This window comes from Variovorax sp. SG517 (assembly GCF_013376045.1).
In the GTDB taxonomy this organism is placed as follows: domain Bacteria; phylum Pseudomonadota; class Gammaproteobacteria; order Burkholderiales; family Burkholderiaceae_C; genus Variovorax.
Map to the genome: position 1 here is coordinate 82,697 of NZ_JABMJG010000013.1, position 26,090 is coordinate 108,786.

Annotated in this window: 23 protein-coding genes and 1 tRNA gene; 15 read left to right on the forward strand and 9 right to left on the reverse strand. The window is 68.3% G+C overall.

Annotation, left to right across the window (positions count from 1 at the left end; genetic code table 11):
* Window positions 1-157 precede the first annotated feature (157 nt).
* The 4 genes from FHT32_RS31135 to FHT32_RS31150 form a co-directional block, all read right to left on the reverse strand.
* Window positions 158-370 carry a hypothetical protein gene (locus FHT32_RS31135; protein ID WP_176668415.1) on the reverse strand — a complete coding sequence of 71 codons (213 nt, stop codon included), beginning with the start codon at window positions 368-370 and terminating at the stop codon, window positions 158-160.
* A 160-nt stretch (window positions 371-530) separates the two neighbouring features.
* A complete protein-coding gene (locus FHT32_RS31140; protein ID WP_176668416.1) occupies window positions 531-851 on the reverse strand; it encodes an antibiotic biosynthesis monooxygenase in 321 nt (106 codons plus the stop codon).
* A 40-nt stretch (window positions 852-891) separates the two neighbouring features.
* Window positions 892-1,683, reverse strand: coding sequence for an SDR family NAD(P)-dependent oxidoreductase (locus tag FHT32_RS31145; RefSeq protein WP_176668417.1), 792 nt, complete (start codon window positions 1,681-1,683; stop codon window positions 892-894).
* 78 nt (window positions 1,684-1,761) lie between these two features.
* Window positions 1,762-2,727: an alpha/beta fold hydrolase gene (locus FHT32_RS31150; protein WP_176668418.1), complete on the reverse strand. Its 966-nt coding sequence runs from the start codon at window positions 2,725-2,727 to the stop codon at window positions 1,762-1,764.
* Window positions 2,728-2,845: 118 nt separating this feature from the next.
* On the opposite strand from FHT32_RS31150, the gene FHT32_RS31155 reads away from it, so the two are divergent.
* The 8 genes from FHT32_RS31155 (at window position 2,846) to FHT32_RS31190 (ending at window position 13,564) form a co-directional block, all read left to right on the forward strand.
* Window positions 2,846-3,772: a LysR family transcriptional regulator gene (locus FHT32_RS31155; protein WP_176668419.1), complete on the forward strand. Its 927-nt coding sequence runs from the start codon at window positions 2,846-2,848 to the stop codon at window positions 3,770-3,772.
* Between the two features lie 182 nt (window positions 3,773-3,954).
* Window positions 3,955-4,308: a cupin domain-containing protein gene (locus tag FHT32_RS31160; RefSeq protein WP_176668420.1), complete on the forward strand. Its 354-nt coding sequence runs from the start codon at window positions 3,955-3,957 to the stop codon at window positions 4,306-4,308.
* Between the two features lie 46 nt (window positions 4,309-4,354).
* The gene (locus tag FHT32_RS31165) at window positions 4,355-5,824 is read left to right on the forward strand and encodes an aldehyde dehydrogenase family protein (RefSeq protein ID WP_176668421.1); all 1,470 of its coding nucleotides are present in this window, start codon (window positions 4,355-4,357) and stop codon (window positions 5,822-5,824) included.
* A 79-nt stretch (window positions 5,825-5,903) separates the two neighbouring features.
* Window positions 5,904-7,229 (forward strand): FAD-binding oxidoreductase, encoded by a 1,326-nt coding sequence (locus tag FHT32_RS31170; protein WP_176668422.1) that lies wholly within the window; start codon window positions 5,904-5,906, stop codon window positions 7,227-7,229.
* Between the two features lie 11 nt (window positions 7,230-7,240).
* Window positions 7,241-8,146: a GNAT family N-acetyltransferase gene (locus tag FHT32_RS31175; RefSeq protein WP_176668423.1), complete on the forward strand. Its 906-nt coding sequence runs from the start codon at window positions 7,241-7,243 to the stop codon at window positions 8,144-8,146.
* A gap of 48 nt (window positions 8,147-8,194) precedes the next feature.
* Window positions 8,195-9,472: an FAD-binding oxidoreductase gene (locus FHT32_RS31180; protein ID WP_176668424.1), complete on the forward strand. Its 1,278-nt coding sequence runs from the start codon at window positions 8,195-8,197 to the stop codon at window positions 9,470-9,472.
* 289 nt (window positions 9,473-9,761) lie between these two features.
* Window positions 9,762-11,270, forward strand: coding sequence for a GGDEF domain-containing protein (locus FHT32_RS31185; protein ID WP_176668425.1), 1,509 nt, complete (start codon window positions 9,762-9,764; stop codon window positions 11,268-11,270).
* 209 nt (window positions 11,271-11,479) lie between these two features.
* Window positions 11,480-13,564, forward strand: a complete 2,085-nt coding sequence (locus FHT32_RS31190) for a TonB-dependent siderophore receptor (RefSeq protein WP_176668426.1) — start codon at window positions 11,480-11,482, stop codon at window positions 13,562-13,564.
* A gap of 155 nt (window positions 13,565-13,719) precedes the next feature.
* On the opposite strand, the gene FHT32_RS31195 is transcribed toward FHT32_RS31190, so the two are convergent.
* Window positions 13,720-13,794, reverse strand: a tRNA-Arg gene (locus FHT32_RS31195).
* A gap of 43 nt (window positions 13,795-13,837) precedes the next feature.
* On the reverse strand, window positions 13,838-14,512 hold the full coding sequence (locus FHT32_RS31200; RefSeq protein ID WP_176668427.1) for a TetR family transcriptional regulator: 675 nt from the start codon (window positions 14,510-14,512) through the stop codon (window positions 13,838-13,840).
* Window positions 14,513-14,690: 178 nt separating this feature from the next.
* On the opposite strand from FHT32_RS31200, the gene FHT32_RS31205 reads away from it, so the two are divergent.
* The 4 genes from FHT32_RS31205 (at window position 14,691) to FHT32_RS31220 (ending at window position 21,356) form a co-directional block, all read left to right on the forward strand.
* Window positions 14,691-15,992: an efflux RND transporter periplasmic adaptor subunit gene (locus FHT32_RS31205; protein ID WP_176668428.1), complete on the forward strand. Its 1,302-nt coding sequence runs from the start codon at window positions 14,691-14,693 to the stop codon at window positions 15,990-15,992.
* Between the two features lie 18 nt (window positions 15,993-16,010).
* The gene (locus FHT32_RS31210; RefSeq protein ID WP_176668429.1) at window positions 16,011-19,178 is read left to right on the forward strand and encodes an efflux RND transporter permease subunit; all 3,168 of its coding nucleotides are present in this window, start codon (window positions 16,011-16,013) and stop codon (window positions 19,176-19,178) included.
* Complete coding sequence (locus FHT32_RS31215) at window positions 19,171-20,613, forward strand: efflux transporter outer membrane subunit (protein WP_176668430.1); 1,443 nt, start codon at window positions 19,171-19,173, stop codon at window positions 20,611-20,613. The genes FHT32_RS31210 and FHT32_RS31215 overlap by 8 nt, the downstream gene beginning before the upstream one ends.
* 116 nt (window positions 20,614-20,729) lie before the next feature.
* Complete coding sequence (locus FHT32_RS31220; protein WP_176668431.1) at window positions 20,730-21,356, forward strand: cytochrome c5 family protein; 627 nt, start codon at window positions 20,730-20,732, stop codon at window positions 21,354-21,356.
* Between the two features lie 56 nt (window positions 21,357-21,412).
* Here FHT32_RS31220 and FHT32_RS31225 read toward each other — a convergent pair whose 3' ends face one another.
* From FHT32_RS31225 to FHT32_RS31235, 3 genes are read right to left on the reverse strand one after another with little or no spacing between them, the layout of a single operon-like run.
* Window positions 21,413-21,967, reverse strand: a complete 555-nt coding sequence (locus FHT32_RS31225) for a DUF2946 family protein (protein WP_176668432.1) — start codon at window positions 21,965-21,967, stop codon at window positions 21,413-21,415.
* Between the two features lie 4 nt (window positions 21,968-21,971).
* Window positions 21,972-22,997 carry a YheT family hydrolase gene (locus tag FHT32_RS31230; RefSeq protein ID WP_176668433.1) on the reverse strand — a complete coding sequence of 342 codons (1,026 nt, stop codon included), beginning with the start codon at window positions 22,995-22,997 and terminating at the stop codon, window positions 21,972-21,974.
* Between the two features lie 59 nt (window positions 22,998-23,056).
* Window positions 23,057-23,509, reverse strand: a complete 453-nt coding sequence (locus tag FHT32_RS31235) for a nuclear transport factor 2 family protein (protein WP_126185920.1) — start codon at window positions 23,507-23,509, stop codon at window positions 23,057-23,059.
* A 218-nt stretch (window positions 23,510-23,727) separates the two neighbouring features.
* On the opposite strand from FHT32_RS31235, the gene rutA reads away from it, so the two are divergent.
* From rutA to rutC, 3 genes are read left to right on the forward strand one after another with little or no spacing between them, the layout of a single operon-like run.
* Entirely contained in the window at window positions 23,728-24,840 is a 1,113-nt protein-coding gene (gene rutA / locus FHT32_RS31240; RefSeq protein WP_176668434.1) for a pyrimidine utilization protein A, read from the forward strand.
* Between the two features lie 16 nt (window positions 24,841-24,856).
* Window positions 24,857-25,657 (forward strand): pyrimidine utilization protein B, encoded by an 801-nt coding sequence (gene rutB, locus FHT32_RS31245; protein WP_256099229.1) that lies wholly within the window; start codon window positions 24,857-24,859, stop codon window positions 25,655-25,657.
* Between the two features lie 37 nt (window positions 25,658-25,694).
* The gene (rutC, locus tag FHT32_RS31250) at window positions 25,695-26,087 is read left to right on the forward strand and encodes a pyrimidine utilization protein C (RefSeq protein ID WP_019657601.1); all 393 of its coding nucleotides are present in this window, start codon (window positions 25,695-25,697) and stop codon (window positions 26,085-26,087) included.
* Window positions 26,088-26,090: the final 3 nt, after the last annotated feature.

Genomic DNA, 26,090 nt, shown 5'->3' on the forward strand with positions numbered 1-26,090 from the left:
TTGCGGTCCCCGTACCACTGTGCGTGTGCCTGCTTCCGGCCTGCAATCGGAAATGGAACAACATCCTGGAGGTCGCTCCGGCTGTGGATAAGGCCCCACTTGTTCCGGAACTGTCCCCAGAGTTGTCTCGGCGAAGCATTCGGAATGCAGGGAGCGGTCAGCGCAGGCCTGTGCCTGTCCCCGCGGGACGCTCGATGTCGCGGACGGCATTCTGAAATTCGAACTGGACGGTCCCGGCCGCACGCTCCCGTTCGACGGCGAGATGCAGCAGGGCGATGGTCGCGATCAACACCGCCATGGCGAGCAGGAGCCAGAACTCCCCTCCCGGCGGCTGTGGATGCTGATGGCCTCGTCGATTGCGACTGCTCATATGTGTTCCTCCGAATTCCTACCGCCAAAACCGAAGAAGCACGCAGTGTGTGTTTTTCGCGCCGGCCCGCACGTCGGACAAAGCTGGCGGGGTTTGTATGCCGCTTCCGATGCTCCCCGTTCCGCCGGTCCGCAATCGACCGGCGCGGGCGCAGAAGGCTCTACCGGTCCACGACGATGCGATGGATCTGGATCCTCTCGGGCAATTCGATCAGCAGCTCCTTGTCCCGCGGAAGGTGGTGGACGGTCAGCGGATCGCCCTTCGTGAAGGCGGTCATCGATTCCATGTCGGGCCAGTAAGAGATGGTCGTGAACCAGGTTTCGTCCTCGCGGTCCTCTCGCAGGAGCTGGACGCCGAGCGCGGTCCTTTCCAACGGCGGCACGCCCTCGGCGCGGTTGTAGGCTTCGTACTCGTCGGCAACTTCGGGCCGGGTTCGGCCTCGCCAAATGCGGGCGATAGCGGGCTTGGGCTTGTTGGTCATGGCGGTCCCACTTCCTGGCAGGCGGCCTCGGGGCTCCGCGTCAGAAGGCGCTCTTGACGACACCGCCGTCGACGCGCAGTGCCGCTCCCGTGGTCGCCGACGCGAGCGGACTTGCCACGTAGGCCACGAGCGAGGCCACCTCCTGCGGCGAGGCGAAGCGCTTGATCAGCGACGTGGGGCGGACGTGGTCGAAGAACTCCGCCTCGACCTGTTCGAAGCTCTTGTCGCTCGATCGCGCCATGCCTTCCACGAAGTCGCCGACGCCGCGCGATTTCGTCGGGCCTGGCAGCACGCTGTTCACCGTGATGTTCGTGCCGGCGACCGCTTCCGCGAGGCCGCGCGAAACCGCGAGCTGCGCGGTCTTCGTCATGCCGTAGTGGATCATCTCGGTCGGAATCTGCACCGCGCTTTCGCTCGAGATGAAGATGATCCTTCCCCAGTTCGTGCGCTTCATTTCGGGCAGCACCAGGCGCGCGAGGCGCACGCCGCTCAGCACGTTGACGTCGAAGAAGCGCTGCCAGTCTTCATCGGGAATGTCTTCGAAAGCCTTGGCTTCGAAGATGCCCAGGTTGTTCACGAGGATGCCGATGCCGGGGTTGCGGCGCACGACCTCCTCGGCGGCGTCGGCCCGGCTCAGGTCCGCGGCGTGGCCGGTCACCGTGCCATGCGTCTCCTGGCGGATGCGCTCCACCGCCTCGTCGACCGCCGCCTGCGACCTGCCGTTGACGATGACGCTCGCGCCCTCCTGGGCCAGGGTGTGCGCGATGGCGTAGCCGATGCCGGCCGTGCTGCCGCTGACCAGCGCCAGCTTGCCATTGAGTCGAAGGTCCATGTCCGTTCTCCTTGTCGGTTCGAAGTCCGTGTCCGTGAAGATTTGCCACCCGTGCCGTCGGGAGGCGAGTCGGGCCCGTCAGCCCTGGCCCAGGAAGTCGATCAGCGCCGGGATGACCTGGCCCGGCGCCTCTTCCATCAGCCAGTGCCCGGACCCCTTGACGATCACGCCCTGCACGTTGGTCGCCACCATCCTGCCCTGCTCGATCAGGAACGTCCCGCCCGCCTTTTCGCCGGAGAGAACCAGCATCGGCATGGGCAGCGGCGTCTTGCCCAATTCCGCGAACTCTGCCGCATCCTGCTCGAAGGCCTTGAAATATTCAAATCCCGCACGCATGCCGCCAGGTTGCGCGTAGGCCTTTGCATAGAACCGGCGATCGGCCTCGGGCACGGAATGCTTGGGGTCCGCCGCGAAGTCATTCCAGAAATGCTCGAAATAGATGCGCTCGCGCCCGCTCACGAGCGCCAGCGGCGTCGGGCCGTGGAAGTGGAAATGCCAGAGGTCGCGAAGGAGCCAGACGTTCTGCCATGCGCCGATGCCGGGCAGGAAGGCGTCCATGAGCACCACCTTGTCCGTCTCCGAAGGAAACTGGGCAGCGTACGCGTAGGCCACCATCAAGCCGATGTCATGGCCCACGATGCTGGCGCTGCGAATGCCCAGCGAGCGGACCAGCTCATGGATGTCGACGGCCATGTTCTTCTTTCCGTAGCCCGTCTCCGGCTTCGACGAATTGCCGGCCCCGCGAAGATCGGGCACGACCACCGTGTGCGTCTTCGCGAGCAGCGGCATCAGCGGATTCCACATATGCCCCGTCTCGGCGTAGCCGTGCAGCAGCACGACGGCCGGGCCGGAGCCGCCGATGCGGTAGGCGATGCGGGTGCCGTTCACCTGCGCGCTGCCTGCGCGGAAGCCCGGGACCGCGTCGATGGCCGGTGCGGCATGCGCCGGGGCACCCATGGCAAGTGCGGCGCCGACCGCGGCCGCGCCAGCGATCAGCGTCCGGCGGGCAGGGCTGGGAAGGGAGGTGGGCTGGGTCGGTGTCATGCTGAACTTCCTTTCTGTGTTTCGAGGTGACGCAAATTTATGATTCAGCTTCACTTCCAGAAAGAGCCCAAAGATGGTTTACTCATTCAGCTTTCCTGAATGATTGGAGCCAACTGCCATGGACCGACTGCGTGCTTACGAGGTGTTCGTCACGGTGGTCGCGCGGGGCAGCTTCACCAAGGCGGCCGACGCGTTGGACACTTCTCCGGCCAACGTGACGCGCTATGTCAACGAGCTGGAAGCCCACCTGCGCACGCGGCTGATCAACCGCACGTCGCGGCGCCTGTCGCTCACCGAGGGCGGTGAAGCGCTGTTCGATCGGGCGAAGTCGATCCTCGAGGAAGTGGCGGAGACGGAGGCGCTGGCCACCACCGCCTCGCTCCAGCCGCGCGGGCGCCTGCGCATCAACGCGCCGCTGAGTTTCGGCAGCATCGTGCTGGCGCCTTTGTGGCCGAGGTTCATGGCGAAGTATCCCGACGTCGAGCTGGACATCGCGCTCATCGACCGCGTGGTCGACATCGTCGAAGAAGGCTACGACCTGGCCATCCGCATCTCGCGGACCACGTCGGGCAACCACATCGCGCGCCGCCTGGGCCGCTCGCAGAACCTGGTGTGCGCCTCACCCGAATACCTGGCGACTCATGGCATGCCCGAGGTCCCGGCGGACCTTTGGCGGCACCAGTGCCTGGGCTACACGTACGGCGCCACATCCGACGAGTGGCAGTTCGCCGGCCCCGACGGGACGCTGGAGTCCGTGCGCGTGCGCTGGGCGCTGCGGGCGAACAACGGCGAAACCGCCCGTGCCGCGGCGCTCGCCGGCGTCGGCGTGATCTGGCAGCCGAGCTTCGTGATCGGAGAGGACTTGCGGGCCGGTCGATTGGTCGAGGTCATGCCCGGCTTTCGCATGCCTCCCATCGACATCCTGGCGATCTACGCAAGCCGGCGCCACCTCAGTGCGAAGGTGCGGGTGATGGTCGACTTTCTGGTGGAGGCCCTGCGAGATCCGCCGTGGGAAGAAGGCGAATCGGCGGCCATCGGCAAGTGACCCCGCTGCCGGCCCGAGGCACCGGGCGTGCAGGTTTCGATGGAACCCGGCGCCGCGGCACGATCCACCGAGGGCCCCCCGCAAACGCACATTTCACGCTTTTCTCCCTGCATCGTTCAGCATCAATGCGGCAGCGTTTTCCTTAGCATTGATCGGCATTGAACCCGCAAGAAAGGCTTTCGATGTCCAGGCTTCTCATCCCCTTCGAACTCGACAAACTCGGCGAGCCCCGTGAATACCGTCCGCCGGCGGAACGCGTCATCGAAGGCGACATCGTGTGCCGCAACTGGGACGTCGACAGCGCGAAGGACGGAACGGTGCGCGCCGGCGTGTTCGAGTCGACGGTGGGCGTCAATCACTCCATCAAGGGGCAGACGTGGGAGTTCTGCCTGATCCTCTCCGGCGTGGTGGAGATCACCGAGCAGGGCCACGCGCCCATCACCTACCGGGCCGGCGACTGCTTCATCATGAAGCCGGGCTACGTCGGCACATGGCGCACCATCGAGACCGTGCGCAAGGTATGGGTGACCGCTTGAGCCGCGTTGCCCCTTCACAGCCGAACCACACGTGGGGTGAAGCCCGATGACGGCACCTGACAACGGCAACAGCAACAACAGCAGCGACGGCGACGGCGACGGCGCGCGCTCCTTCTATATCGACGGACGCTGGCAGGCCCGCGCCGAAACCCCGAGCATCGCGGTCGTCGATCCGTTTTCCGAAGCGGTCGCGGGGCATGTCGCGGCCGGCTCCGCGGCGGACGTGGACCTGGCGGTCGCCGCGGCGCGCCGCGCCTTCGGTTCGTTCTCCAGGAGCACGGTCGGCGAGCGCGTGGCGCTGCTGGGCCGGATCCTCGCACTGCTGGAAGAGCGGGCGGAACAGTTCGCACAGGCCATCACGACGGAGATGGGAGCACCCATCGGCTTCGCGCGAACTGCCCATGTGCCGTTCGGGATCGCCCACGTGCGCGCACAGATCGAAGTGCTGGAGCGATACGAGTTCCTCTCCCAGAAGGACTCCTTCGCGATCGCCAAGGAGCCGATCGGCGTGTGCGCGCTGATCACGCCCTGGAACTGGCCCCTGTACCAGATCACCGCCAAGGTCGCGCCGGCGATCGCCGCCGGCTGCACGGTCGTCCTGAAGCCCAGCGAGCTGTCGCCGTTCAGCGCGCGGCTCTTCGCGCAGGTGATGCACGACGCCGGCACGCCCGCCGGCGTCTTCAACCTGGTGGGCGGCACGGGGGAGGTGGTCGGTGCGGCATTGGCCGCGCACCCCGACGTCGACATGATCTCCATCACCGGCTCGACGCGCGCCGGCGTTCTCGTGGCCCAGGCGGGCGCCGTGAGCGTCAAGCGCGTCGTGCAGGAACTGGGCGGCAAGTCGCCGAACCTGTTCCTCGACGACGCCGACTTCAGGCAGGGCGTTGCGAAGGGCGTGCTCGCGGGCATGCGCAACGCGGGCCAGTCGTGCAGCGCGCCGACGCGCATGCTGGTGCCTGCGTCGCGGCTGGCCGAGGTGGAATCGCTGGCCGCGGAGGCGGTCTCCGGCATCGTGGTCGGCGACCCGCGCGACGAGAAGACATCGATGGGCCCCATCGCCAACGCCGCGCAGTACGCAAGGGTGCAGTCGATGATCGCCTGCGGAATCGACGAAGGCGCCAGGCTGGTCTGCGGCGGCCCGGGCAGGCCCGAGGGCCTGGCCCACGGCTACTTTGCGCGCCCGACGGTCTTTTCGGACGTGACGCCCGGCATGCGCGTGGCGCGGGAAGAGATATTCGGCCCCGTGCTGGTGCTGATGCCCTACCGCGATGAAGCAGAGGCCATCGCCATCGCCAACGACACGGTCTATGGACTCGGCGCGGCCGTGCAGTCCGCCGATCGCGAGCGGGCGCGGCGCGTGGCGTCGCAGCTGCGCGCGGGCCAGGTGCACATCAACTATTCGGCATGGAACAGCCACGCGCCGTTCGGCGGCTACAAGCGCTCCGGCAACGGCCGCGAGTACGGCGTGCACGGGCTCGAGGAGTACCTCGAGACCAAGGCGATCGTCGGCTACTGACGCCGCCTGCGGGAATCGACCGCCATCGCCGCCGCGCATGCCTTCAAGTTTTCACTGACGCTCAAGGGACATACCGAGAATGCCTGCGCCTCTATCCGCCGTCGAGTCCAGCCCTGAACTGCCGACGCATGCCGACGTCGTCGTGATCGGCGGCGGCATCGTCGGCGTCTTTGCCGCGTACTACATGGCCAGGCGCGGCATGAAGGTCGCGCTGGTCGAGAAGGGGCGCGTGGGCGCCGAGCAATCGAGCCGCAACTGGGGCTGGTGCCGGCAGCAGAACCGGGACGCGCGCGAACTGCCGATGGCCACGAAGAGCCTGGACCTGTGGGAGCGATTCACCGAGGACACCGGCGAGGTCACCGGGTTCAGCCGATGCGGGCTGCTCTACCTCAGCAACAGCGAGAAGGAACTCGACGGCTGGGCGCGCTGGGGCGAATTCGCGCGCTCCGTGAATGTGCAGACGCGCATGCTGACCGCGGGCGAAGCGGCGGAACGCGGCCGCGCGACCGGCAAGCCGTGGAAGGGCGGCGTCTTCGCGCCGACCGACGGCACCGCGGACCCTTCCCGTGCCGCTCCAGCGGTGGCGCGCGCCATCATGAAGCTAGGCGGCACCGTGCACCAGGGCTGCGCGGCGCGAGGCCTCGAAACCGAAGGCGGCCAGGTCTGCGCGGTGGTCACCGAGAGCGGAACGATCCGCACCAGGGTCGCGGTGCTCGCCGGAGGCGCGTGGGCGTCCTCGTTCTGCCGCCAATACGGCATCCGTTTTCCCCAGGCCGCGATCCGGCAGACGGCGCTGTCGGTGACCACCGCGGGCAAGGACATTCCCGCCGCGCTCCACACGACCGGCGTGTCCATGACGCGCCGCGCCGACGGCGGCTACACGCTGGCCATCAGCGGCCGGGGGCGCGTGGACCCGACGCCGCAGCTGCTGCGTTTTGCGCCGCAGTTCCTGCCGATGTTCCAGCGGAGATGGCGCAATCTGGCGCCCGGTGGACTCGAAGGCATCCGCTCGGGCCATGAAGGCTGCGCCCGATGGCGGCTCGACGAGATCACGCCGATGGAGCGCATGCGCATCCTCGACCCGAAGGCCGACGCCCCGGTTGTCGACCTGACGTACAGGCGCGCGGTCGAACTGGTGCCGGCGCTGGCGGGCAGTTCGGTGACCGCCGCCTGGGCCGGCTATGTGGACAGCACGCCCGACGGCGTCCCCGGCATCGGCGAGATGCCGGGCCTGCCTGGGCTCGTGCTGGCGGCAGGCTTCAGCGGCCACGGCTTCGGCATCGGCCCGGGCGCCGGGCACCTGATTGCCGACATCGTCGGCGGCACGTCCCCTCTGGTCGATCCCCGCCCCTACCACCCGGACAGATTCCTCGCCTCGGCGCGCGGGAAGGTGGCCGACTTCTAGGAATCGCCACGATGTCCGAGCCCTCCCGCGGCCTGAACGCACCGGCGCGCAGGATGCCGCCGCCGCAATTGATCGCGCTGCGCGAGGCGCATCTGGCGGATGCGGTCAGGCTGTCCGCCGCATTGGACTGGCCGTATCGCGAGGCCGACTGGCGCTTCGCTTTCGATCTCGGCCAGGGCTTTGCGGCGCAGGCCGACGGCCGCCTGGTCGCCACGGCGCTGTGGTGGCCCTACGGCCGGACGCATGCCTCGGTGGGCATGATCATCGTCGACGCGCGCATGCAGGGGCAGGGCCTGGGGCGCGCCCTGGTGAGCAGCCTGCTCGACGCGGCGCGCGACCGCACGGTGCTGCTGAACTCCACGAAGGAAGGGCTCCCGCTCTATGCGCGGTTCGGGTTCGTCGCCCGCGGCCGGGTGTTCCAGCACCAGGCCGCGATGGACGGCACGGTCGCCCTGGCCGCCGCACCCGTGCCGGCGGGCGTGCGCCCGATGCACGCGGCGGACGCCGGCAAGGTGCGGCAACTGGATCTCGCCGCCACGGGCATGGACCGGACCGCGTTGCTGGATGCGCTGTTCGGCGCGGGAACGACGATGGTCCTCGACCGTGGGACCGGCGCGTCGGCCTACGCCTGCATGCGGGAGTTCGGGCGCGGCCTGGTGATCGGTCCGGTGGTCGCGTCCGGCGCAGATGCCGCGGCGGACGCAACGGGCCTCATCGCCGCGCTGGCCCGCCAGGCCCGCGGCCGGTTCCTTCGCATCGACGTGACGGATGCCGCCGGCCTGTCTCCATGGCTGGAGAAATCGGGCCTGCCCTGCGTCGGCAGCGCGGTGGCCATGGTGCGCGAAGCCCGGGCGCACCCGGTCGATGCCGGCGCAACCGCACGCCTGTTCGCCCTTTCCAACCAGTCGTTCGGCTGACCTTCATCTCCACCTGCATGCGTCTTCGCGGGCGCTGGAAGTTCGTTCATGAAACTGATGCCCTATTGGCTCGATACCGCCCCCAGGTTCACCGGAGGGCAGACCGATGCACCCGCCGGCAGCGTCGATGTCGCCGTGGTGGGCGCAGGCTTCACCGGGCTGTCGGCCGCCATCGCACTGGCGAAGAAGGGGGCGAGCGTCGCGGTGTTCGAGGCCGCGACAGTGGCCAGCGCCGCCTCCGGCCGCAACGGCGGGATGTGCAACAACGGCTTCGCGCAGGACTACTGCGCGCTGGCGGGCAGGCTGGGGCGAGAGCGCGCCAACATGCTCTATCGCGCCTTCGATGCGGGCGTGTGCAAGGTGGAGTCGCTGATCGCCGAGGAAGGCATCGACTGCGACTTCAAGCGCGTCGGCAAGCTCAAGCTGGCCGCCAAGCCGGAGCACTACGACAAGCTGGCGCGTTCGCAGGCGCTGATGGAGAAGGAATGTGACCCCGACACCCACATGCTCACGCGGGCGGAACTGCGCAGCGAGATCGGCTCCGATCGATATTTCGGCGGCCTGGTCTTGCGCAAGAGCGCAGGCATGCACGTGGGCCGCTATGGCCACGGCCTGGCCGTGGCGGCGGCCAGGCGCGGCGTGCGCATCCATGAGAACACGCCCGTCACCGGCCTCGAACGCCAGGGCGGCTCGGCGCATCGGGTCGACACGCCCCGCGGCAGCCTCCACGCCCGGCAGGTGCTGCTGGCGACCGGCACCTCGGCCGTGGGGCCGCTGGGCTGGATCCGCCGCCGCATCGTTCCCGTCGGGGCATTCATCATCGTGACCGAGCCGCTGCCGGTCGAGGTGCTCGACCGCCTCACGCCGCGTCGGCGCATGACGACGGACACCAAGAACTTCGTCAACTACTTCCGCGTCACGCCCGACAACCGCCTCCTGTTCGGCGGCCGCGCGCGCTTTGCGGCGAGCAACCCCGCGTCGGATGAAAAGAGCGGCGCCATCCTGCAGCGATCGCTCGTGGAGCTCTTCCCCGAACTCAGGGACACCCGCATCGACTACTGCTGGGGCGGCATGGTTGACATGACGAGCGACCGCCTGCCACGCGCCGGAGAGCGCGACGGGCTCTTCTATTCCATGGGCTACAGCGGCCACGGAACCCACATGTCGACCTACATGGGCGCGATCATGGCGGAGGTGCTGGACGGCCGCGCCGACCTCAATCCATGGCGCGACTTCGACTGGCCGGCGATCCCCGGCCATTTCGGCAAGCCGTGGTTTCTTCCCATCGTGGGCGCCTACTACCGCTTCCAGGATTGGGTTCGCTGAACGCCGCCGGCGACGCCGAGGGCCAGGGGCTCGCTGGCTCGTTGCCGCCGCGCAGGCAGGCAGGTAGTGGATTAGTTCAACAAACCCCGTCACGCATATAAACGAACGACTGCGTGACTCGGCCTGCTGGCCGCGGGAAATTCCGCGCGAAAGCGGCAAGCGGGGACGTGGCTCGCGCGCGAACGAGGGGTGGGCACGTCCCGAATTCGCGTCCCAGCTCCCGGGCGACCTCGAGCCCTGCAAGCACGCATCGAGCAGCCTGCGACATCCATCGGTCAAGCAATACGCCATGCCCCCTCGTCCTCGCGCCCAGAGGCTCGCCACACTGGCGGGCCACCATCCAATGATCGTCGGCGCACTGGGGACAGTGTTGACCCTGATCGTGCTGTTCATCAGCGCCCTCACGCTCTGGAAGGACCGGGAAACGGCCGTCGAGCATGCGCACGGCATGTCGAGGAACGTCGCGGCCGTCCTGTCCGGCAACATCTCGCGCACCATCGAGTCGGCGGACCAATCGCTGCTCATGCTGATCGCCGCGCTGGACAAGCCTGCCATCCGCAACCTGGACCCGGAGGTCCGGCACGAACTGCTGTTCGGCTCGACGCTGTCCGCCCGCTATGTCACCGGCATGGGCGTCACCGACGACAAGGGCCGGCTCATGGACGGCTGCTGCTCCAGCACGCACCAGTGGGATTTCGGCGACCGGGACTACTTCACCGTGCATCGCGACTCTCCCGAGGTCGGCCTCTATGTCTCGAAGGCCTATCGCGCACGCTCGCGCGGGGGCGTCGAGGCCATCGCGCTGAGCCGCAGGATCAATCGGGCGGACGGCGCCTTCGCCGGGACGGCGCTCGTGGCCATCGACCTCGAGTACTTCAGCCAACTGCTCGACAAGCTCGATATCGGCCCGCACGGCGTGGCATCGATAGTGCGAACGGACGGAACGCTGGTCGCGCGGACGCCGGCCATGGTCGACTACAGCTTCAAGGAGTCGCCGACCTTTCCTCGCATGCTGGATCGGGAGTCCGGCTTCTACGCGGCGCCGTCGGCCATCGACGGAACGCTTCGCCTGTACACCTTCCAGCGCGTACCCGGGACGCCGTTCATCGCGGTGGTCGCACCCGCCATGGACGACGCGCTGGCCCCGTGGAAGAAGCTCTCGTGGATGGTGGGCCTCTCCTCGCTGCTGGTGGGCAGCGCCTTCTGCGGGGGCGTGTGGCTCCTCGCATTCGCACTGCGAGGCCGGGTGATGGCCGAGGAGCACCTGAGGGAGCTGACCCAGACCGACTCGCTCACGGGCCTGAAGAACCGGCGCGCACTCGACGCGGCGCTGGAGAACGAGTGGGACCGGCTGCAGCGCAGCGGCAGTTGTCTCTCGGTGCTCTTCGTGGATGCGGACAACTTCAAGCGATACAACGACGAGTACGGCCATGCCCAGGGCGACGTCGCGCTGCAGCATCTCGCGGCCTGCATCGCAAGTCACGTCCGCCGGCGCGGCGATCTCGCGGCGAGGTATGGCGGGGAAGAGTTCGTGGTGGTCCTGCCCGACACGGACGAATCGGGGGCCATGCAGGTCGCCGAGGCCATACGCGCCGAAGCCGAGGGCACCCGTCTTCGCAGCGGCACCCAGGACCTGCCGCCCGTGACCGTGAGCATCGGGTGCACCACGGTTCGCCGGTCGAATCACACGTCGCTCGAGGCGCTGACGAAGGCAGCGGACGTCGCGCTCTACCGCGCCAAGGCCAGCGGGAGAAACGGCATTGTCTGGATGGCTGTCGAGCCTGCGCCCCGGCCGTAGCTTCGTCAAAGCCGGCTCAAATGTGACCATCGTGTAAATGAGAGTTGTTTTCATTGGGTGCTAGGATTCGCGCCCCGGCTTCGAGCCTCCCGCCAGGCTTCCAGCGCCTGGCGAAGCTTCTTCTCTCCCCTCCTCGCGACATCCTCTCCGTGCTTTCTTCTCCAAGCTCTCCCTCCCGTTTTCCCCGCGCCGCATCCGCCCTCGCCGCCATGCTGGCGCTCACGCCCGGCTCCGACCTGTTCGCGCAGGAGGCGGCCGACGCCGACACCTCCGGCACGCTCAGGACGATCGAAATCCAGGAACGCTCCGAAGGCTCGGCTTCGGGCTATGCGGGCCCTCGCGCCGGCACCGCCGCCACGCGCACCGAGACCCCGCTGATCGAAGTACCGCAGGCAGTGCGGGTGGTGCCGCGCCAGCTGATCGAGGACCTGGGCGCGACGCGGCTGGGCGACACCATCGACTACGTCAGCGGCATCGCGCGTCTCAACGACTTCGGCGGCACCTGGGACAACTTCGCGATCCGCGGCTTCAGCAACACGGAAGGCGGCTCGCTGCTCAACGGCTTTCCATCGGGCCGCGGCTACGGACCGCAGCGCGACGTGGCGAGCGTCGAGCGCGTCGAGTTCCTGAAAGGCCCGGCCGCCGCGCTCTACGGCAGCAGCGAGCCCGGCGGCACCATCAACGTGGTCACGAAGAAGCCCCAGTTCACCGCCGCGCACACCGTCGGCGTGGAGGTCGGCACGCTGGGCTTCAAGCGCACGACGCTGGACACCACCGGCCCGATCGGCACCAGCTTCGCCTACCGGCTCAACGCGGTGGCCGAGGACGGCGCGAGCCGCAGCAGCCTGATCGACAGCCGCAAGCAGGTGCTTGCGCCGGCATTCACCTGGACGCCCGACAGCCGCACGGTGGTGCAGTACGAGGCCGAGCTGGTGCGCATCCGCGCGCCGCTCGATCGCGGCGTGATCCAGATCAACGGTAACGTCGGCGTGCTTCCGCGCGACCGCTTCCTGGGCGAGCCCGACCGGGGCAACATGCACATCGAGGGCGACACCCATCAGCTGACCGTGGACCGCGAATTGGGCCAGGGCTGGCGCGCCCGGGTCGGCACCTCCTACCGCGAGACCCGCTACTTCGGCGACGCAGTCGACCTCAACAGCACGCTGCGGGCAGACAACCGCACCCTCAATCGACGGGACAGCTGGCGCAGCCTGCCGTCGCGCGACACGGCGGTGCAGGCCGAGGTCGAGGGCAAGTTCGCCACCGGCGGCATCGGCCACACGCTGCTGGCGGGCGTGGAATCCTGGAGGCTCTTCATGGGCCAGTACGGCGACTACTCGAGCGTGGCCACGGCGCCCTACGCGATCGACATCTACAACCCGGTCTACGGCCGGGCCCGGACCGCGCCGCTCTCGCCCCTGTTCAACACGCGCGACAGCCAGCGCGCCACCGGCGTCTTCGTGCAGGACCAGATCGACCTGTCGCCGCACTGGAAGCTGCTGGCCGGCGTGCGCTTCGACCGCTTCCACCAGGACTACGAGGACCTGCTGGCGCGCAAGACCACCGTCCAGAGCCATTCGGCCACGTCGCCGCGCGTGGGCATCACCTACCTGGTCGACGACCGGCTGTCCTTCTACGCGAGCGCGGGCAAATCGTTCCGGCCCAATTCGGGCGGCGACGAGAACGGCAACGCGTTCGCGCCGCAGTCCGGGCGCGCGCTGGAAGCGGGCGCCAAATGGCTTTCGGCCGACGAGCGCCTGAGCGCCACGATGGCGGTGTTCGACATCCGCAAGAGCAACGTGCTCACCCGCAGCCCGACCAACGCCAACTTCAACGTCGCCGCCGGGCAGGCGCGAAGCCGCGGCTTCGAGGCCGACGTGGCGGGGCAGCTCGATGCCCACTGGCGCCTGACGGGCAACCTGGCCTATACCGACACCGAAGTCACCCGCGACAACAACCCCGCCATGCTCGGGCGCAGGCTGGCCAACATTCCGCGCGTCAGCGGCGGCCTGTTCGCCATCCGCGAGGACAGGCTGCTCGACGGCCGCTACGGCATCGGCGGCGGCCTGGTGCATGTGGGCGAGCGCACCGGCAACGCCACCGACACCTACCGCCTGCCGGCCTACACGACCGTGCGACTGACCGCCTACTGGCAGATCAACCCGCGCGTCCGGCTGACCCTGGACGTGAACAACCTGTTCGACAAGACCTTCTACGTCGCCTCTTGGAACAACCTCACGGTGCTGCCCGGCATGGGCCGGCAGGTGGTGGCGGGCCTGCAGGCGAAGTTCTGACGGCGCGCCCGTCTCATCACGATCCCCGCCCGGGAAGCGGGGTGATTTCCTCCAGAAGGGTCGAGCCAAGCGCTCGCGCCGCCACGCCGGTCGATACCCGAGGGCGGGGAAAAAACAAAAAGCCGGACACCTTTGCAAGTGTCCGGCTTCTCAATTGGTCCCGCCGCCAGGAATCGAACCTGGATCTCAGCCTTCGGAGGGCCGAATTCTATCCGTTGAAATACAGCGAGGAATCTGGGTCCGGCATGCACCGGAGCCACGCATTATCGCCTATCAGGCGACGACGGTTTCGGCTTCGTCCTCGACGGGTGCGCCCGGCGACGGCCGGACGAAGCCCAGGCCCGCCAGGTAGACCCTGAAGGTGCGCCTGCCGGTGGGCACCAGGTCGAAGGCCTGGGGGTCGAGCAGCCAGTTCTGGATGAGCCCGCTGATCAGCGCGTGCAGCCCCTGCGCGGCCACATGGCCCGGCACCGGCAGCTTGATGCGGCCGCGGCGCGCGGCCATGCGCAGGGCTTTCTCGAAATCGGTCACGCAGGCGTTGCGTGCGTCCAGGTGGCGCTGCTGCACCGAGGCCATGTCGTGCGTGTACTCGACCTTGTGGGTGGCGATGTCGAACACGCGGCGCACCTGCGGGTCGGTGGTCATGAGGGTGAGCGCGTGCACCATGCCCTCCTCGATCTCGGCCAGCGGGTCCTCGACGTTGGGAGCGGTCGCGGCCGCCCTCGGCGTGGTCTCCAGCGGCAGGATGACGCGCTCCATCATCGCGTTGAAGAGATCGGCCTTGTCCTTGAAGTGCCAGTAGATGGCGCCGCGCGTCGCGCCGGCCTGCTGCGCGATCTGCTGCAGCGTGGTCTGCGAGACGCCTTGCGCCTGAAACAGCAGCTCCGCGGCATCGAGCAACCGATGCCGCGTGGCCAATGCTTCTTCCTTCGTACGACGTGCCACCAAGTCTCCTGATTTGTAAAGGCAACGCCCTCTATGTATCGTGGGGCCATTGCCTGGCTGTCACTATACATCCATGAATGTATGTAAACTAGCCGGCTTCCCCGATGGCCGACCTGGCTGTACAGGTTTCCGGTTCGCGCCGCGAGCCCGCCATCTCCCGTCTTCGCATCAAAGGAATCGCATGCCTCTCCTGCATGTCTCGCGCCAATCGTCCTTTTCGCCGCGCCTCGCGACCGTGGCCGCCATCGTCCTGCTGGTCCTCGCGGGCTGCGGCAAGAGCGATGCGCCCGGAGGTCCGGGCGGCGGAGGCGGTGGCGGCGGCCATCCCGCGCCCGAAGTCGGCGTGGTCGTGGCCACGCCGACGGACGTCGGACTTGTTACCGAACTGCCCGGCCGCCTCGAAGCCTCCCGCATCGCCCAGGTCCGCGCCCGCGCATCGGGCATCCTGCTGAAGCGCGAATTCCGCGAAGGCAGCGACGTGAAGGCCGGCCAGCTGCTGTTCCGCATCGACCCGGCGCCGCTGGTGGCCGCCACCCAGAACGCGCAGGCCACGCTGGCGCGCGCCGAAGCCAACGCCGTGCAGGCCAAGGCCCTGGCCGAGCGCTACAAGCCGCTGGTCGAGGCCAATGCCGTGAGCAAGCAGGAATACGCGACCGCCGTGGCCTCCGCCAAGCAGGCCGAGGCCGACGTGGCCTCGGGCCGTGCGGCGCTGCAGACCGCCAAGATCAACCAGAGCTATGCCGACGTGACCTCGCCCATCGCGGGCCGCATCGGCCGCGCCCTCGTGACCGAAGGCGCGCTGGTGGGCCAGGGCGACGCCACCGAGCTCGCCGTGGTGCAGCAGATCAACCCGCTGTACGTGAACTTCACGCAGTCGGCCTCCGACGCCATGAAGCTGCGCCGCGCCGTGGCCGCCGGCCAGTACAAGCGCGCGAGCGGCGAGGAGGCCGCGACCATCCGCGTGGTGCTCGAAGACGGCACCGACTATCCGCTCGAAGGCAAGCTGCTCTTCTCCGACCTCACGGTCGACTCCACCACCGGCCAGGTGACGCTGCGCGCCGAGGTGCCCAACCCCAAGGGCGAGCTGCTGCCCGGCCTGTACGTGCGCGTGAAGCTCGAGCAGGCCCAGGCCACCAACGCGATCACGGTGCCGCAGCAGGCCGTCACGCGCACGCAGCAGGGCGACACGGTGTCGGTGGTCGACAAGGACGGCAAGATCAGCAAGCGCACCGTCAAGATCAGCGCCGCCAAGGACAACCAGTGGGTGGTGCTCGACGGCCTGAAGGCCGGCGAACAGGTGATGGTCGACGGCTTCCAGAAGCTGCAGATGATGCCGCCCGGCACGCCGGTGAAGGCCGTCCCGTGGACCAAGCCGAACCCCAACGGCGGCGCGCCCAAGCCCGCCGCCGAGGCAGCCGCGCCCGCGGCAGCCGCCTCCGCCGAGAAGGCTCCGGCCGACAAGGCCCCGGCCGAGAAGAAGTAATCAGGAGCGCGCCCGCAAATGGCCAAATTCTTTATCGACCGACCGATCTTCGCCTGGGTGATCGCACTGTTCATCCTGGTGGTGGGCGGCGTGTCAATCACCCAGCTGCCGATCTCGCAGTACCCGCCGGTGGCGCCGCCCGCCATCGTGATCAACGTCGCCTACCCCGGCGCCTCGGCGCAGACGCTCGAGGACAGCGTGCTGTCCGTCATCGAGCGCGAGATGAACGGCTCGCCGGGCCTGATCTACATGGAATCGGTGGCCCAGGCCGACGGCACCGGCTCCATCACGATCAGCTTCGAGCCCGGCACCAACGACGACCTCGCGCAGGTGGACGTGCAGAACCGGCTGTCGCGCGCGACGCCGCGCCTGCCCTCCGCCGTGACGCAGCAGGGCGTGCGCGTGGACAAGTCGCGCAACAACTTCCTGATGTTCGTGATGCTGTCCTCGGACAACCCGAACTTCGACCCGGTGGCGCTCGGCGACTACGCCGCGCGCAACGTCGTGCCCGAGTTGCAGCGCGTGGTCGGCGTGGGCCAGGCGCAGCTCTTCGGCTCCGAGAACGCGATGCGCGTGTGGGTCGACCCGGCCAAGCTGCAGGGCTTCAACCTGTCGGTGACCGACGTCAACAACGCCATCCGCGCGCAGAACGCGCAGGTGTCCTCGGGCACGCTGGGCGACCTGCCCAACATTCCCGGCCAGGCCATCGCGGCCACGGTGACGGTGAACGGCCAGCTGGCCAACGTCGAGCAGTTCAAGAACATCGTGCTGCGCGCCAACACCGACGGCTCGACCGTGCGGCTGAAGGACGTGGCGCGCGTGGAGCTCGGCGGCCAGTCGTACGCCACCTCGGCGCGCCTGAACGGCGTGCCCGCGGTCGGCGTCGGCGTGCAGCCCACGCCCAACGGCAACGCGCTGCAGTCGGCCAAGGCGATCCGCGCCAAGATGGCCGAGCTCGAGCGCTACTTCCCGCAGGGCGTGAAGTGGGCCATTCCGTACGACAGCTCGCGCTTCGTGCAGATCTCGATCACCGAAGTGGTCAAGACGCTGCTGGAAGCCGTGGCACTGGTGTTCGTGGTGATGTTCCTGTTCCTGCAGAACTGGCGCTACACGATCATCCCCACCATTGTGGTGCCGATCGCGCTGCTGGGCACCTTCGCCTCGCTGCTGGCGCTGGGCTTCTCGATCAACGTGCTGACCATGTTCGGCATGGTGCTGGTGATCGGTATCGTGGTGGACGACGCCATCGTGGTGGTGGAGAACGTCGAGCGCATCATGAGCGAAGAGGGGCTCTCGCCGCTCGAAGCCACGCGCAAGGCCATGAGGCAGATCTCCGGCGCCATCATCGGCGTGACGGTGGTGCTGATCTCGGTGTTCGTGCCGCTGGCCTTCTTCGCGGGCTCCACCGGCAACATCTACCGCCAGTTCTCGGCGGTGATGGTGGCCTCGATCGCCTTCTCGGCCTTCATGGCGCTGTCGCTCACGCCGGCGCTGTGCGCCACGCTGCTCAAGCCGGTGGAAGCGGGCCATCATCACGAGAAGACCGGCTTCTTCGGCTGGTTCAACCGCGGCTTCTCCCGCACGGCCAAGGGCTATGAAGGCGTGGTCGCGCGCATCCTGCGCCGCGCCGCGCGCTACCTCGTGATCTACGTCGCGATCATCGGCGCGGTGGTGTTCACCTACACCCGCCTGCCGAGCTCCTTCCTGCCGCAGGAAGACCAGGGCAACATCATCGTGAACGTGCAGCTGCCGCCGGGCGCCACGCAGGAGCGTGCGCTGTCGGTCATGCAGCAGGTCGAGGGCTTCATCCTGAAGCAGCCCGAAGTGCAGAGCATGGTGGGCGTGATGGGCTTCAGCTTCTCGGGCCAGGGCCAGAACGCGGGCCTCGCCTTCGTGACGCTGAAGGACTGGGAAGAGCGCAAGGACCCGGCCCACTCGGCCAGCGCGCTGGCCGGCCGTGCCTTCGGCGCGCTCTCGGGCATCCGCGACGCCTTCATCTACCCGCTGAGCCCGCCGCCCATTCCCGAACTGGGCAACGCCAGCGGCTTCAGCTTCCGGCTGCAGGACCGCTCGGGCGCGGGCCACGACGCGCTGATCGCCGCGCGCAACCAGCTGCTGGGCATGGCTTCGCAGAGCAAGGTGCTGGCGCAGGTCCGCCCCGACGGCCTGGAAGACGCGCCGCAGCTGCAGATCGACATCGACCGCGACAAGGCCAACGCGCTGGGCGTGAGCTTCGACGCGATCAATGCGACGCTGTCGACCGCGCTGGGTTCGAGCTACATCAACGACTTCCCGAACCGCGGCCGACTGCAGCGCGTGGTGGTGCAGGCCGACGCCCCGGCGCGGATGCAGCCCGACGACCTGCTCAAGCTGAACGCCAGCAACACGCAGGGCCAGCCGGTGCCGCTGGCGTCCTTCGCGTCCACCAAGTGGGTGACGGGCGCCACGCAGACGGTGCGCTACAACGGCTATCCGGCGATCCGCATCAGCGGCGACGCCGCTCCGGGCCACAGCACGGGCGCGGCGATGGCCGAGATGGAGAAGCTCGCATCGCAGCTGCCCGCCGGCTTCGGCTACGAATGGACCGGCCAGTCGCGCGAGGAAAAGCTCGCCGGTTCGCAGGCCATCATCCTGTACGGCTTCGCGATCCTGGCGGTGTTCCTCTGCCTGGCCGCGCTGTACGAGAGCTGGTCGATCCCGCTGTCGGTGATCCTGGTGGTGCCGCTGGGCGTGCTGGGCGTGCTGGTGGCGACGATGCTGCGCGCGTATTCGAACGACGTGTACTTCCAGGTGGGGCTGATCACCATCATCGGCCTCTCGGCGAAGAACGCCATTCTGATCATCGAGTTCGCGAAGGACCTGCAGGCGCAGGGCAAGGGCGTCATCGAGTCGGCGCTGGAAGCCGCCCACCTGCGGTTCCGCCCGATCGTCATGACCTCGCTGGCCTTCGGCCTGGGCGTGGTGCCGCTCGTGATCGCCTCGGGCGCCGGCTCCGCAAGCCAGCGCGCCATCGGCACCGGCGTGCTCGGCGGCATGGTGACTGGCACCGCGCTGGCCGTGATCTTCGTGCCGGTGTTCTTCGTGGTGGTGCGCAGCCTGTTCAAGGGCAGCAAGCGCCAGCATGAAGCCGACAAGCGGCATGCCGAAGCCGCCGGCATCTCCGCCGAGGAAACGAAACATGATTAAGAAATTCATTCCCACCGCACTGGCCGCGGCGATGCTGCTGGCCGGCTGCTCGCTGATCCCGACCTACGAGCGCCCCGCCGCGCCGGTGCCCACCACCTACCCGGGCGATCCGTCGCAGCCACCGGGCCAGGCGGCCGCCAACCTGCCCTGGCAGGACTTCTTCACCGACCCGCGCCTGGCGGGCCTGATCCGCACGGCGCTCGCGAACAACCGCGACCTGCGCGTGTCGGTGCTCAACATCGAGCAGGCGCGCGCGCAGTTCCAGATCGAGCGCTCGAACCTGTTCCCCGCGCTCGGCCTGACAGGCACGGGCTCGCGCTCGAGCCCCAACGCCTACCAGGCGATCGACCCGAGCCAGGGCAGCGTGGCCTCTTCGTACAGCGTCAACTTCGGCTTCACGGCCTGGGAGCTGGACTTCTTCGGCCGCATCCGCGCGCTGAAGGACCAGGCGCTGGCGCAGTACCTCGCCACGGACGAGACCCGCAAGGCGGTGCAGATCAGCCTGATCGCGTCGGTGGCCAACGGCTGGCTCACGCTGCTGGCCGACGACGAGCTGCTGGAGATCACGCGCCAGACGATGGTCACGCGCGAGGAGTCGGTGCGCCTGACCAAGATGCGCTTCGACAACGGCGTGTCGTCGGAGCTCGACTTCCAGGCCGCGAACTCGCTGCTGGAAACGGCGCGCGCCTCCTATGCGCAGCAGCAGCGCACCCGCGCGCAGGACGAGAACGCCCTCGCCCTGCTGCTGGGCGCGCCCGTGCCTGCCGACGCAACGGCCGGTGGCGCCAAGGGCCTGGAGGGCATCAAGCCGATGCCCGACGTGCCGGCCGGCCTGCCCTCCGACCTGCTGGCAGAGCGGCCCGACATCCGATCGGCGGAGCAGCAGCTGATAGCGGCCAACGCCAACATCGGCGCGGCGCGCGCGAACTTCTTCCCGCGCGTGTCGCTGACGAGCTCCATCGGCACCGCGAGCAGCGAGTTCTCGGGCCTGTTCGACCGCGGCTCCAAGGCGTGGTCGTTCGCGCCCACGGTGACGCTGCCGATCTTCGACGCCGGCCGCAACATCGCCACGCTCGACTCGGCCAAGGCCGGGCGCGAGATCGCGGTGGCGCAGTACGAGAAGTCGATCCAGACCGCGTTCCGCGAAGTGGCCGATGCGCTCGCGGGCCGCGCCACGCTGGGCGAGCAGGTGCGCGCGCAGCGTGCGCAGGCCGATGCGGAAGCCGTGCGCTTCAAGCTCTCCGACCTGCGCTACCGCAACGGCATCGCCAGCGCGCTCGACCTGCTCGACGCGCAGCGTTCGCTGTTCACGGCGCAGCAATCGGCGGTGACGACGCGCCTGCTGCAGCTGCAGAACCAGGTCACGCTCTACAAGACGCTGGGCGGCGGCTGGGCCACGCGCGACGGCGGCGAGGCTGCGGGCGGCAAGGGCTGAGACACCAAGGCGTCCCATAAGGGAGGTCCCTTGCCCCGGCCGGCAAGGGCTCTCTCTATAATCGCCGGTTGGTTAGGAAAAGCCCCCCGACGAGCCCCCGATAATTGAGGACGCGAATGAGCGCAGACCCGCATTACCAGGCCACAGAAGAAGCCCACACCGGGCCGATCAAGAACCCGAAGCAACTGCTGCTCGCGGTATTTTTTTCCTTCATTGTCCCGATCCTGATCATCGTGGGTCTTGTCTCCTACGTGGTCTCGGGCAACAAGCCCGCCGGCACCGCCGAGGGCGACAACATGGCGCTGTACGGCGTGACCAAGGAAGCGCGCGACCGTGACGTGGCCGAGCGCCTCAAGAGGGTCGGCAGCATCGAGATCCGCGACGCCAACCGTCCGCTCGCAGCCGGCGAGGCCGTGTTCAAGGCCCAGTGCGTCGCCTGCCACGGAGCGCCCGGCATCCCCGGCGCCCCTCACCTGAACGACGCCGCAGCCTGGGGCCCGCGCATCGGCCAGGGCTATGCCACGCTGCTCGAACATGCCCTGAAGGGCAAGGGCGCCATGCCTCCACAGGGCGGCGGCGACTTCGAAGACCTCGAAGTGGGCCGTGCAGTGGTCTACATGGCCAACGCCGGCGGCGCCAAGTTCTCGGTGCCGGATCGCCCCGCTGCAGCAGCCGCGGCGCCCGCCGAAGGCGCTTCCGGCGCGGCTCCTGCCGCAGCAGCGGCCAGCGCGCCGGCCAAGTAAGCGTTTTCCCTGACCAGCAGAAAAAGAAAGCCGGCCCAGCGCCGGCTTTTTTGCATTCAGCCGCTCGAAACGGCTTCGGCGTGGCGTTCGGCGGGGCTCAGCACGTGGCCGAAGCGCACGGGCAAGGTGCTGGCCTGCACGTTCTCGGGCGTCCACAGCCCCCGCTCCACGGCTTCCGCGGCGATGCCCACGTCCTGCGTGTGCACCAGCCCGAGCCCCAGCGGCGAGGCCAGATAGAGCCGTCCGTCCTCGTCGAGCAGGCAACCCGACACCGTGGCTGCCGCTCCCGTATGGGCGGTGACGGTGAAGCCGCCGCTCGCATCTTCGGCAACGCGCCACACCAGCGGCGAGGCCTCCAGTTCCACATACACACGCTGCGGCCCGTTCTGGAAGAACCACTGGCCCTCGTCGTCGTGCTCGTAGTTGCGGTGGATGAATTCGATCAGCTTGTCGTGCCGCAGCATCGAGCCCTTGGCCGTACGGAACGGGCCCTGCGCCTGGGTGCGATCGTCGCGCATGTACCAGTTGCCGCGCGCGTCCAAGCCGAGCCAGCCGTAGCAGTGCGGCACGTTGGGCCACTTGGCGAGCGCCTGTTTGACTATGTCGTCCATCGCGTCATTCTCTTCCCGGCGACAAGCCCCCACCGTCAGCGGAAGCGCCGCCGTGCAGTTGCAGCCAGCCGCCGACCTGTTCCGGCATGCCCCGTACATGCCCCGGCGGCAGCCCCATCGGAAAGCCGACGTGCCCGCCGTGCTCGGGCTGCCACAGCGTGACGTGCGAACCGACCTCGGCGGGCTTCGGCAGGCTGTATGCCGGAATGAACGGATCGTTGCGCGCGTTCACCACGAGGGCCGGCACGCGGATCGAGGCGAGGTGCGGCTTCGCCGAGCCCCGCGCCCAGTAGTCGTCGGCATCGCGAAAGCCGTGCAGCGGCGCGGTGAAGACGTTGTCGAACTCGTAGAGATTGCGCGACGACACCAGCCGCTCGCGGTCGAACAGGCCCGGAAACTGCGCCAGCTTGGCCAGCGCCTTGGGCTTCATCGTCGAGAGGAACATGCGCGTGTAGACCAGCTTGTTGAAGCCTTTGCCGATGGCCTCGCCGCCCGCCGCGAGGTCGAGCGGCGCGCAGACCGAGGCAACGGCACTCACCACGCCCGAGGCGGTTTCGCCCGCTTCGCAAGCCCATCGCATCAGCGCATTGCCGCCCAGCGACACGCCCGCGGCCAGCACCGGACCTCCGCCCTTCTGGGCATGCTGCTCGCGCATGCGCGCGAGGATCCAGCCGATCTCCTCGAAGTCGCCCGAGTGGTAGGCGCGCGGCGCGAGGTTCATCTCGCCGCTGCAGCCGCGGAAATGAGGTACCGCGAAAGCCATGCCGCGCGAGGCCGCGAAGGTGGCGAAGGCTTCGGCGTAGTGGCTGCGCGAGGAGCCTTCGAGCCCGTGGAACAGCACCAGCAGCGGCCTCGCGCCGGGCATCGGGGCATCGACGAAATCGACGTCGATGAAGTCGGCACCGTCCGGCGTCGACCAGCGTTCGCGCCGGTAGACCGGGGCCGGCCCGTCGAAGCGCCGGGCATAGAGCGCAGCCCAGATGGTCTGCAGGTTGCCGCCGGGCAGCCAGGGCGGCGCGGCGTAGTCCATCGACTGAAGAGAAGTTCCGGCAACGGCAGCCGGAGAAAAGGAAGCGGCGGGAGAAAGCATCAATGCAGGACCTGGGGCGGGTCGTTCGCGTCGTCCGGCTCGCGCGCGGTGCCGGGGCTCGCGTGGTGCGCCACCATGCGCCAGCCCTGCGCGGTCTTGTGATAGACGTTGGTGGCCAGCACGAAGGCATGGCGCGGGCCCTCGGCGGTGAGCACTTCGATGCGCTCAAGCACGTTGTGCACCGCGCTCGCGAGCGACTCGATCTTGCGCACCCGCGCGGGCATCGCATGGATCGCGCCGTTGCCGAACATCTGCTCGAAGGCCGCGCGGATCGCCACGGCGCCCACCAGCCGCGGGCCGCCGGGGTGCACGCAGAACACCTCGTCCTCGTCGGCCCAGCAGGCCATCAGCGCGTCGATGTCGCCGCGCTGCAGTGCTTCATAGAAGGCCGCCTCGACGTCGTCGGCGGTGCCGCCGATGGCCGCAGCGGCACGGAGTGGGGTCTTGGGCATGGCGTGATTTTGCCGCGCGCTCCATGACGCGGGCACTGCACCGCTTTGGCTCCGGCCGCACCGCGGTGCCGCAGCCGGGGCAAAGCTTCTGCTCCGTTTTGGACCAAATGGTCAAAACGACGGCGTCTATTTTTCATAAGCCGTTGATTTGAAAGGATTTATACAACTGGCACGGCACATGCAAGGAGCCTTCCGAACCCGCAACAGGAGCCCTTCCAATGAACGTCGGCATCTTCATTCCCATCGGCAACAACGGCTGGCTGCTTTCCGAGAACGCACCGCAGTACAAGCCCAGCTTCGAACTCAACAAGCAGATCACGCTGAAGGCCGAGCACTACGGCGTCGACTTCGCGCTGTCCATGATCAAGCTGCGCGGCTTCGGCGGCAAGACGGAGTTCTGGGACCACAACCTGGAGTCCTTCACGCTCATGGCCGGCCTCGCCGCGGTCACCAGCAGGATCAAGCTCTTCGCCACCGCCGCCTCGCTGGTGATGCCGCCGGCCATCGTGGCGCGCATGGCCTCCACCATCGACTCGATCTCCAACGGCCGCTTCGGCCTGAACCTCGTCACCGGCTGGCAGCGGCCCGAGTACTCGCAGATGGGCATGTGGCCCGGCGACCAGTTCTTCGGCACGCGCTACCAGTACCTGTCCGAATACATCCAGGTGCTGCGCGACCTCTGGGGCAAGGGCTCGTCCGACTTCAAGGGCGACCATTTCAAGATGGAAGACTGCCGCCTCAGCCCCCGCCCGCAGGCCGACATGAAGGTGATCTGCGCCGGCCAGAGCGACGCGGGCATGGAGTTCTCGGCCAAGTATGCCGACTACAACTTCTGCTTCGGCAAGGGGGTGAACACGCCCAAGGCCTTCGCGCCCGCGGCCGACAAGCTCATCGAGGCCGCCGCGAAGACAGGCCGCAAGGTCACGACCTACGTGCTGATGATGGTGATCGCCGACGAGACCGACGAGGCCGCGCGCGCCAAGTGGGAGCACTACAAGGCCGGCGCCGATCACGAGGCCATCGCGTGGCTGGGCCAGCAGGGCGCGGCCGACACCAAGTCGGGCGCCGACACCAACGTGCGCCAGATGGCCGACCCGACCTCGGCCGTGAACATCAACATGGGCACGCTGGTCGGCTCCTACGCGAACGTCGCGCGCATGCTCGACGAAATGGCCGAGGTGCCCGGCACCGAAGGCGTGCTTCTGACCTTCGACGACTTCGTGCAGGGCGTGGAAGCCTTCGGCGAGCGCATCCAGCCGCTGATGAAGAGCCGCGCGCACGTGGACAGCCCCGTGCCCTCGCAGGTCGAACCCGAGCGCCTCGCGGCCTGAGCGGAAGGAGCGCCACATGACCACTCCCGCACGCAACACCACCCTGAGCTCGAACACGCCCGTCGGCGCGCCGCGCGCCCCCGGTGCGCCCGCGCCGCTGATACTGCCCGCGCGGCCCGAACCGCTGGCGCTGCACGCGAGCGACTCGGCGCTGATCGTCGTCGACATGCAGAACGCCTATGCCTCCATCGGCGGCTACGTCGACTCGGCCGGCTTCGACATCTCCGGCGCGCAAGGCACCATCGCCGGCATCGTTCGCGCTATCGCGGCGGCGCGCGCGGCCGGCATGCTGGTCGTGTTCCTGCAGAACGGCTGGGACGCGAACTACGTGGAAGCCGGCGGCCCCGGCTCGCCCAACTGGCACAAGTCGAACGCGCTCAAGACCATGCGCGCCAGGCCCGAGCTGCAGGGCAAGTTCCTCGCCAAGGGCGGCTGGGACTACGAGCTCATCGAGGAGATGAAGCCGCAGCCCGGCGACATCGTCGTGCCGAAGACGCGCTACAGCGGCTTCTTCAACAGCACCCTCGACAGCACGCTGCGCTCGCGCGGCATACGCCACCTGGTGTTCACCGGCATCGCCACCAACGTGTGCGTCGAATCGACGCTGCGCGACGCCTTCCACCTCGAGTACTTCGCCGTGATGCTGGAAGACGCCACGCACGAGCTCGGCGGGCCCGCCATCCAGAAGGCCTCGGTCTACAACGTCGAGACCTTCTTCGGCTGGGTGTCCACGACGGAGCACTTCTGCAGCACCTTCGCGCCCTCCCTCACCACGCAAGCCGCTCAGCCCGCCAAGGCCGAAGCGGCCGTCGCCTGACCTCCCTTTCCCCCCTCCTCGACAAGGACCCTCCACCATGCCCAAGCAAGCCATCATTCCTCCCGGCACCGGCGTTCCCATCGCTCCCTTCGTTCCCGGCACGCTCGCCGACGGCGTGCTGTACGTGTCGGGCACGCTGCCCTTCGACAAGGACAACAACGTGGTGCACGTGGGCGACGCGAGCGCGCAGGCCAGGCACGTGCTCACCACCATCAAGGGCGTGGTCGAGGCCGCCGGCGGCACCATGGACGACGTGACCTTCAACCAGATCATGCTCAAGGACTGGGCCGACTACGCGAAGATCAACGCGGTGTACGCCGAGTTCTTCCCCGGCACCAAGCCCGCGCGCTACTGCATCCAGTGCGGCCTGGTGAAGCCCGACGCGCTGGTCGAGATCGCATCGATCGCGCACGTGGGCAAGAAGGCCTGAACT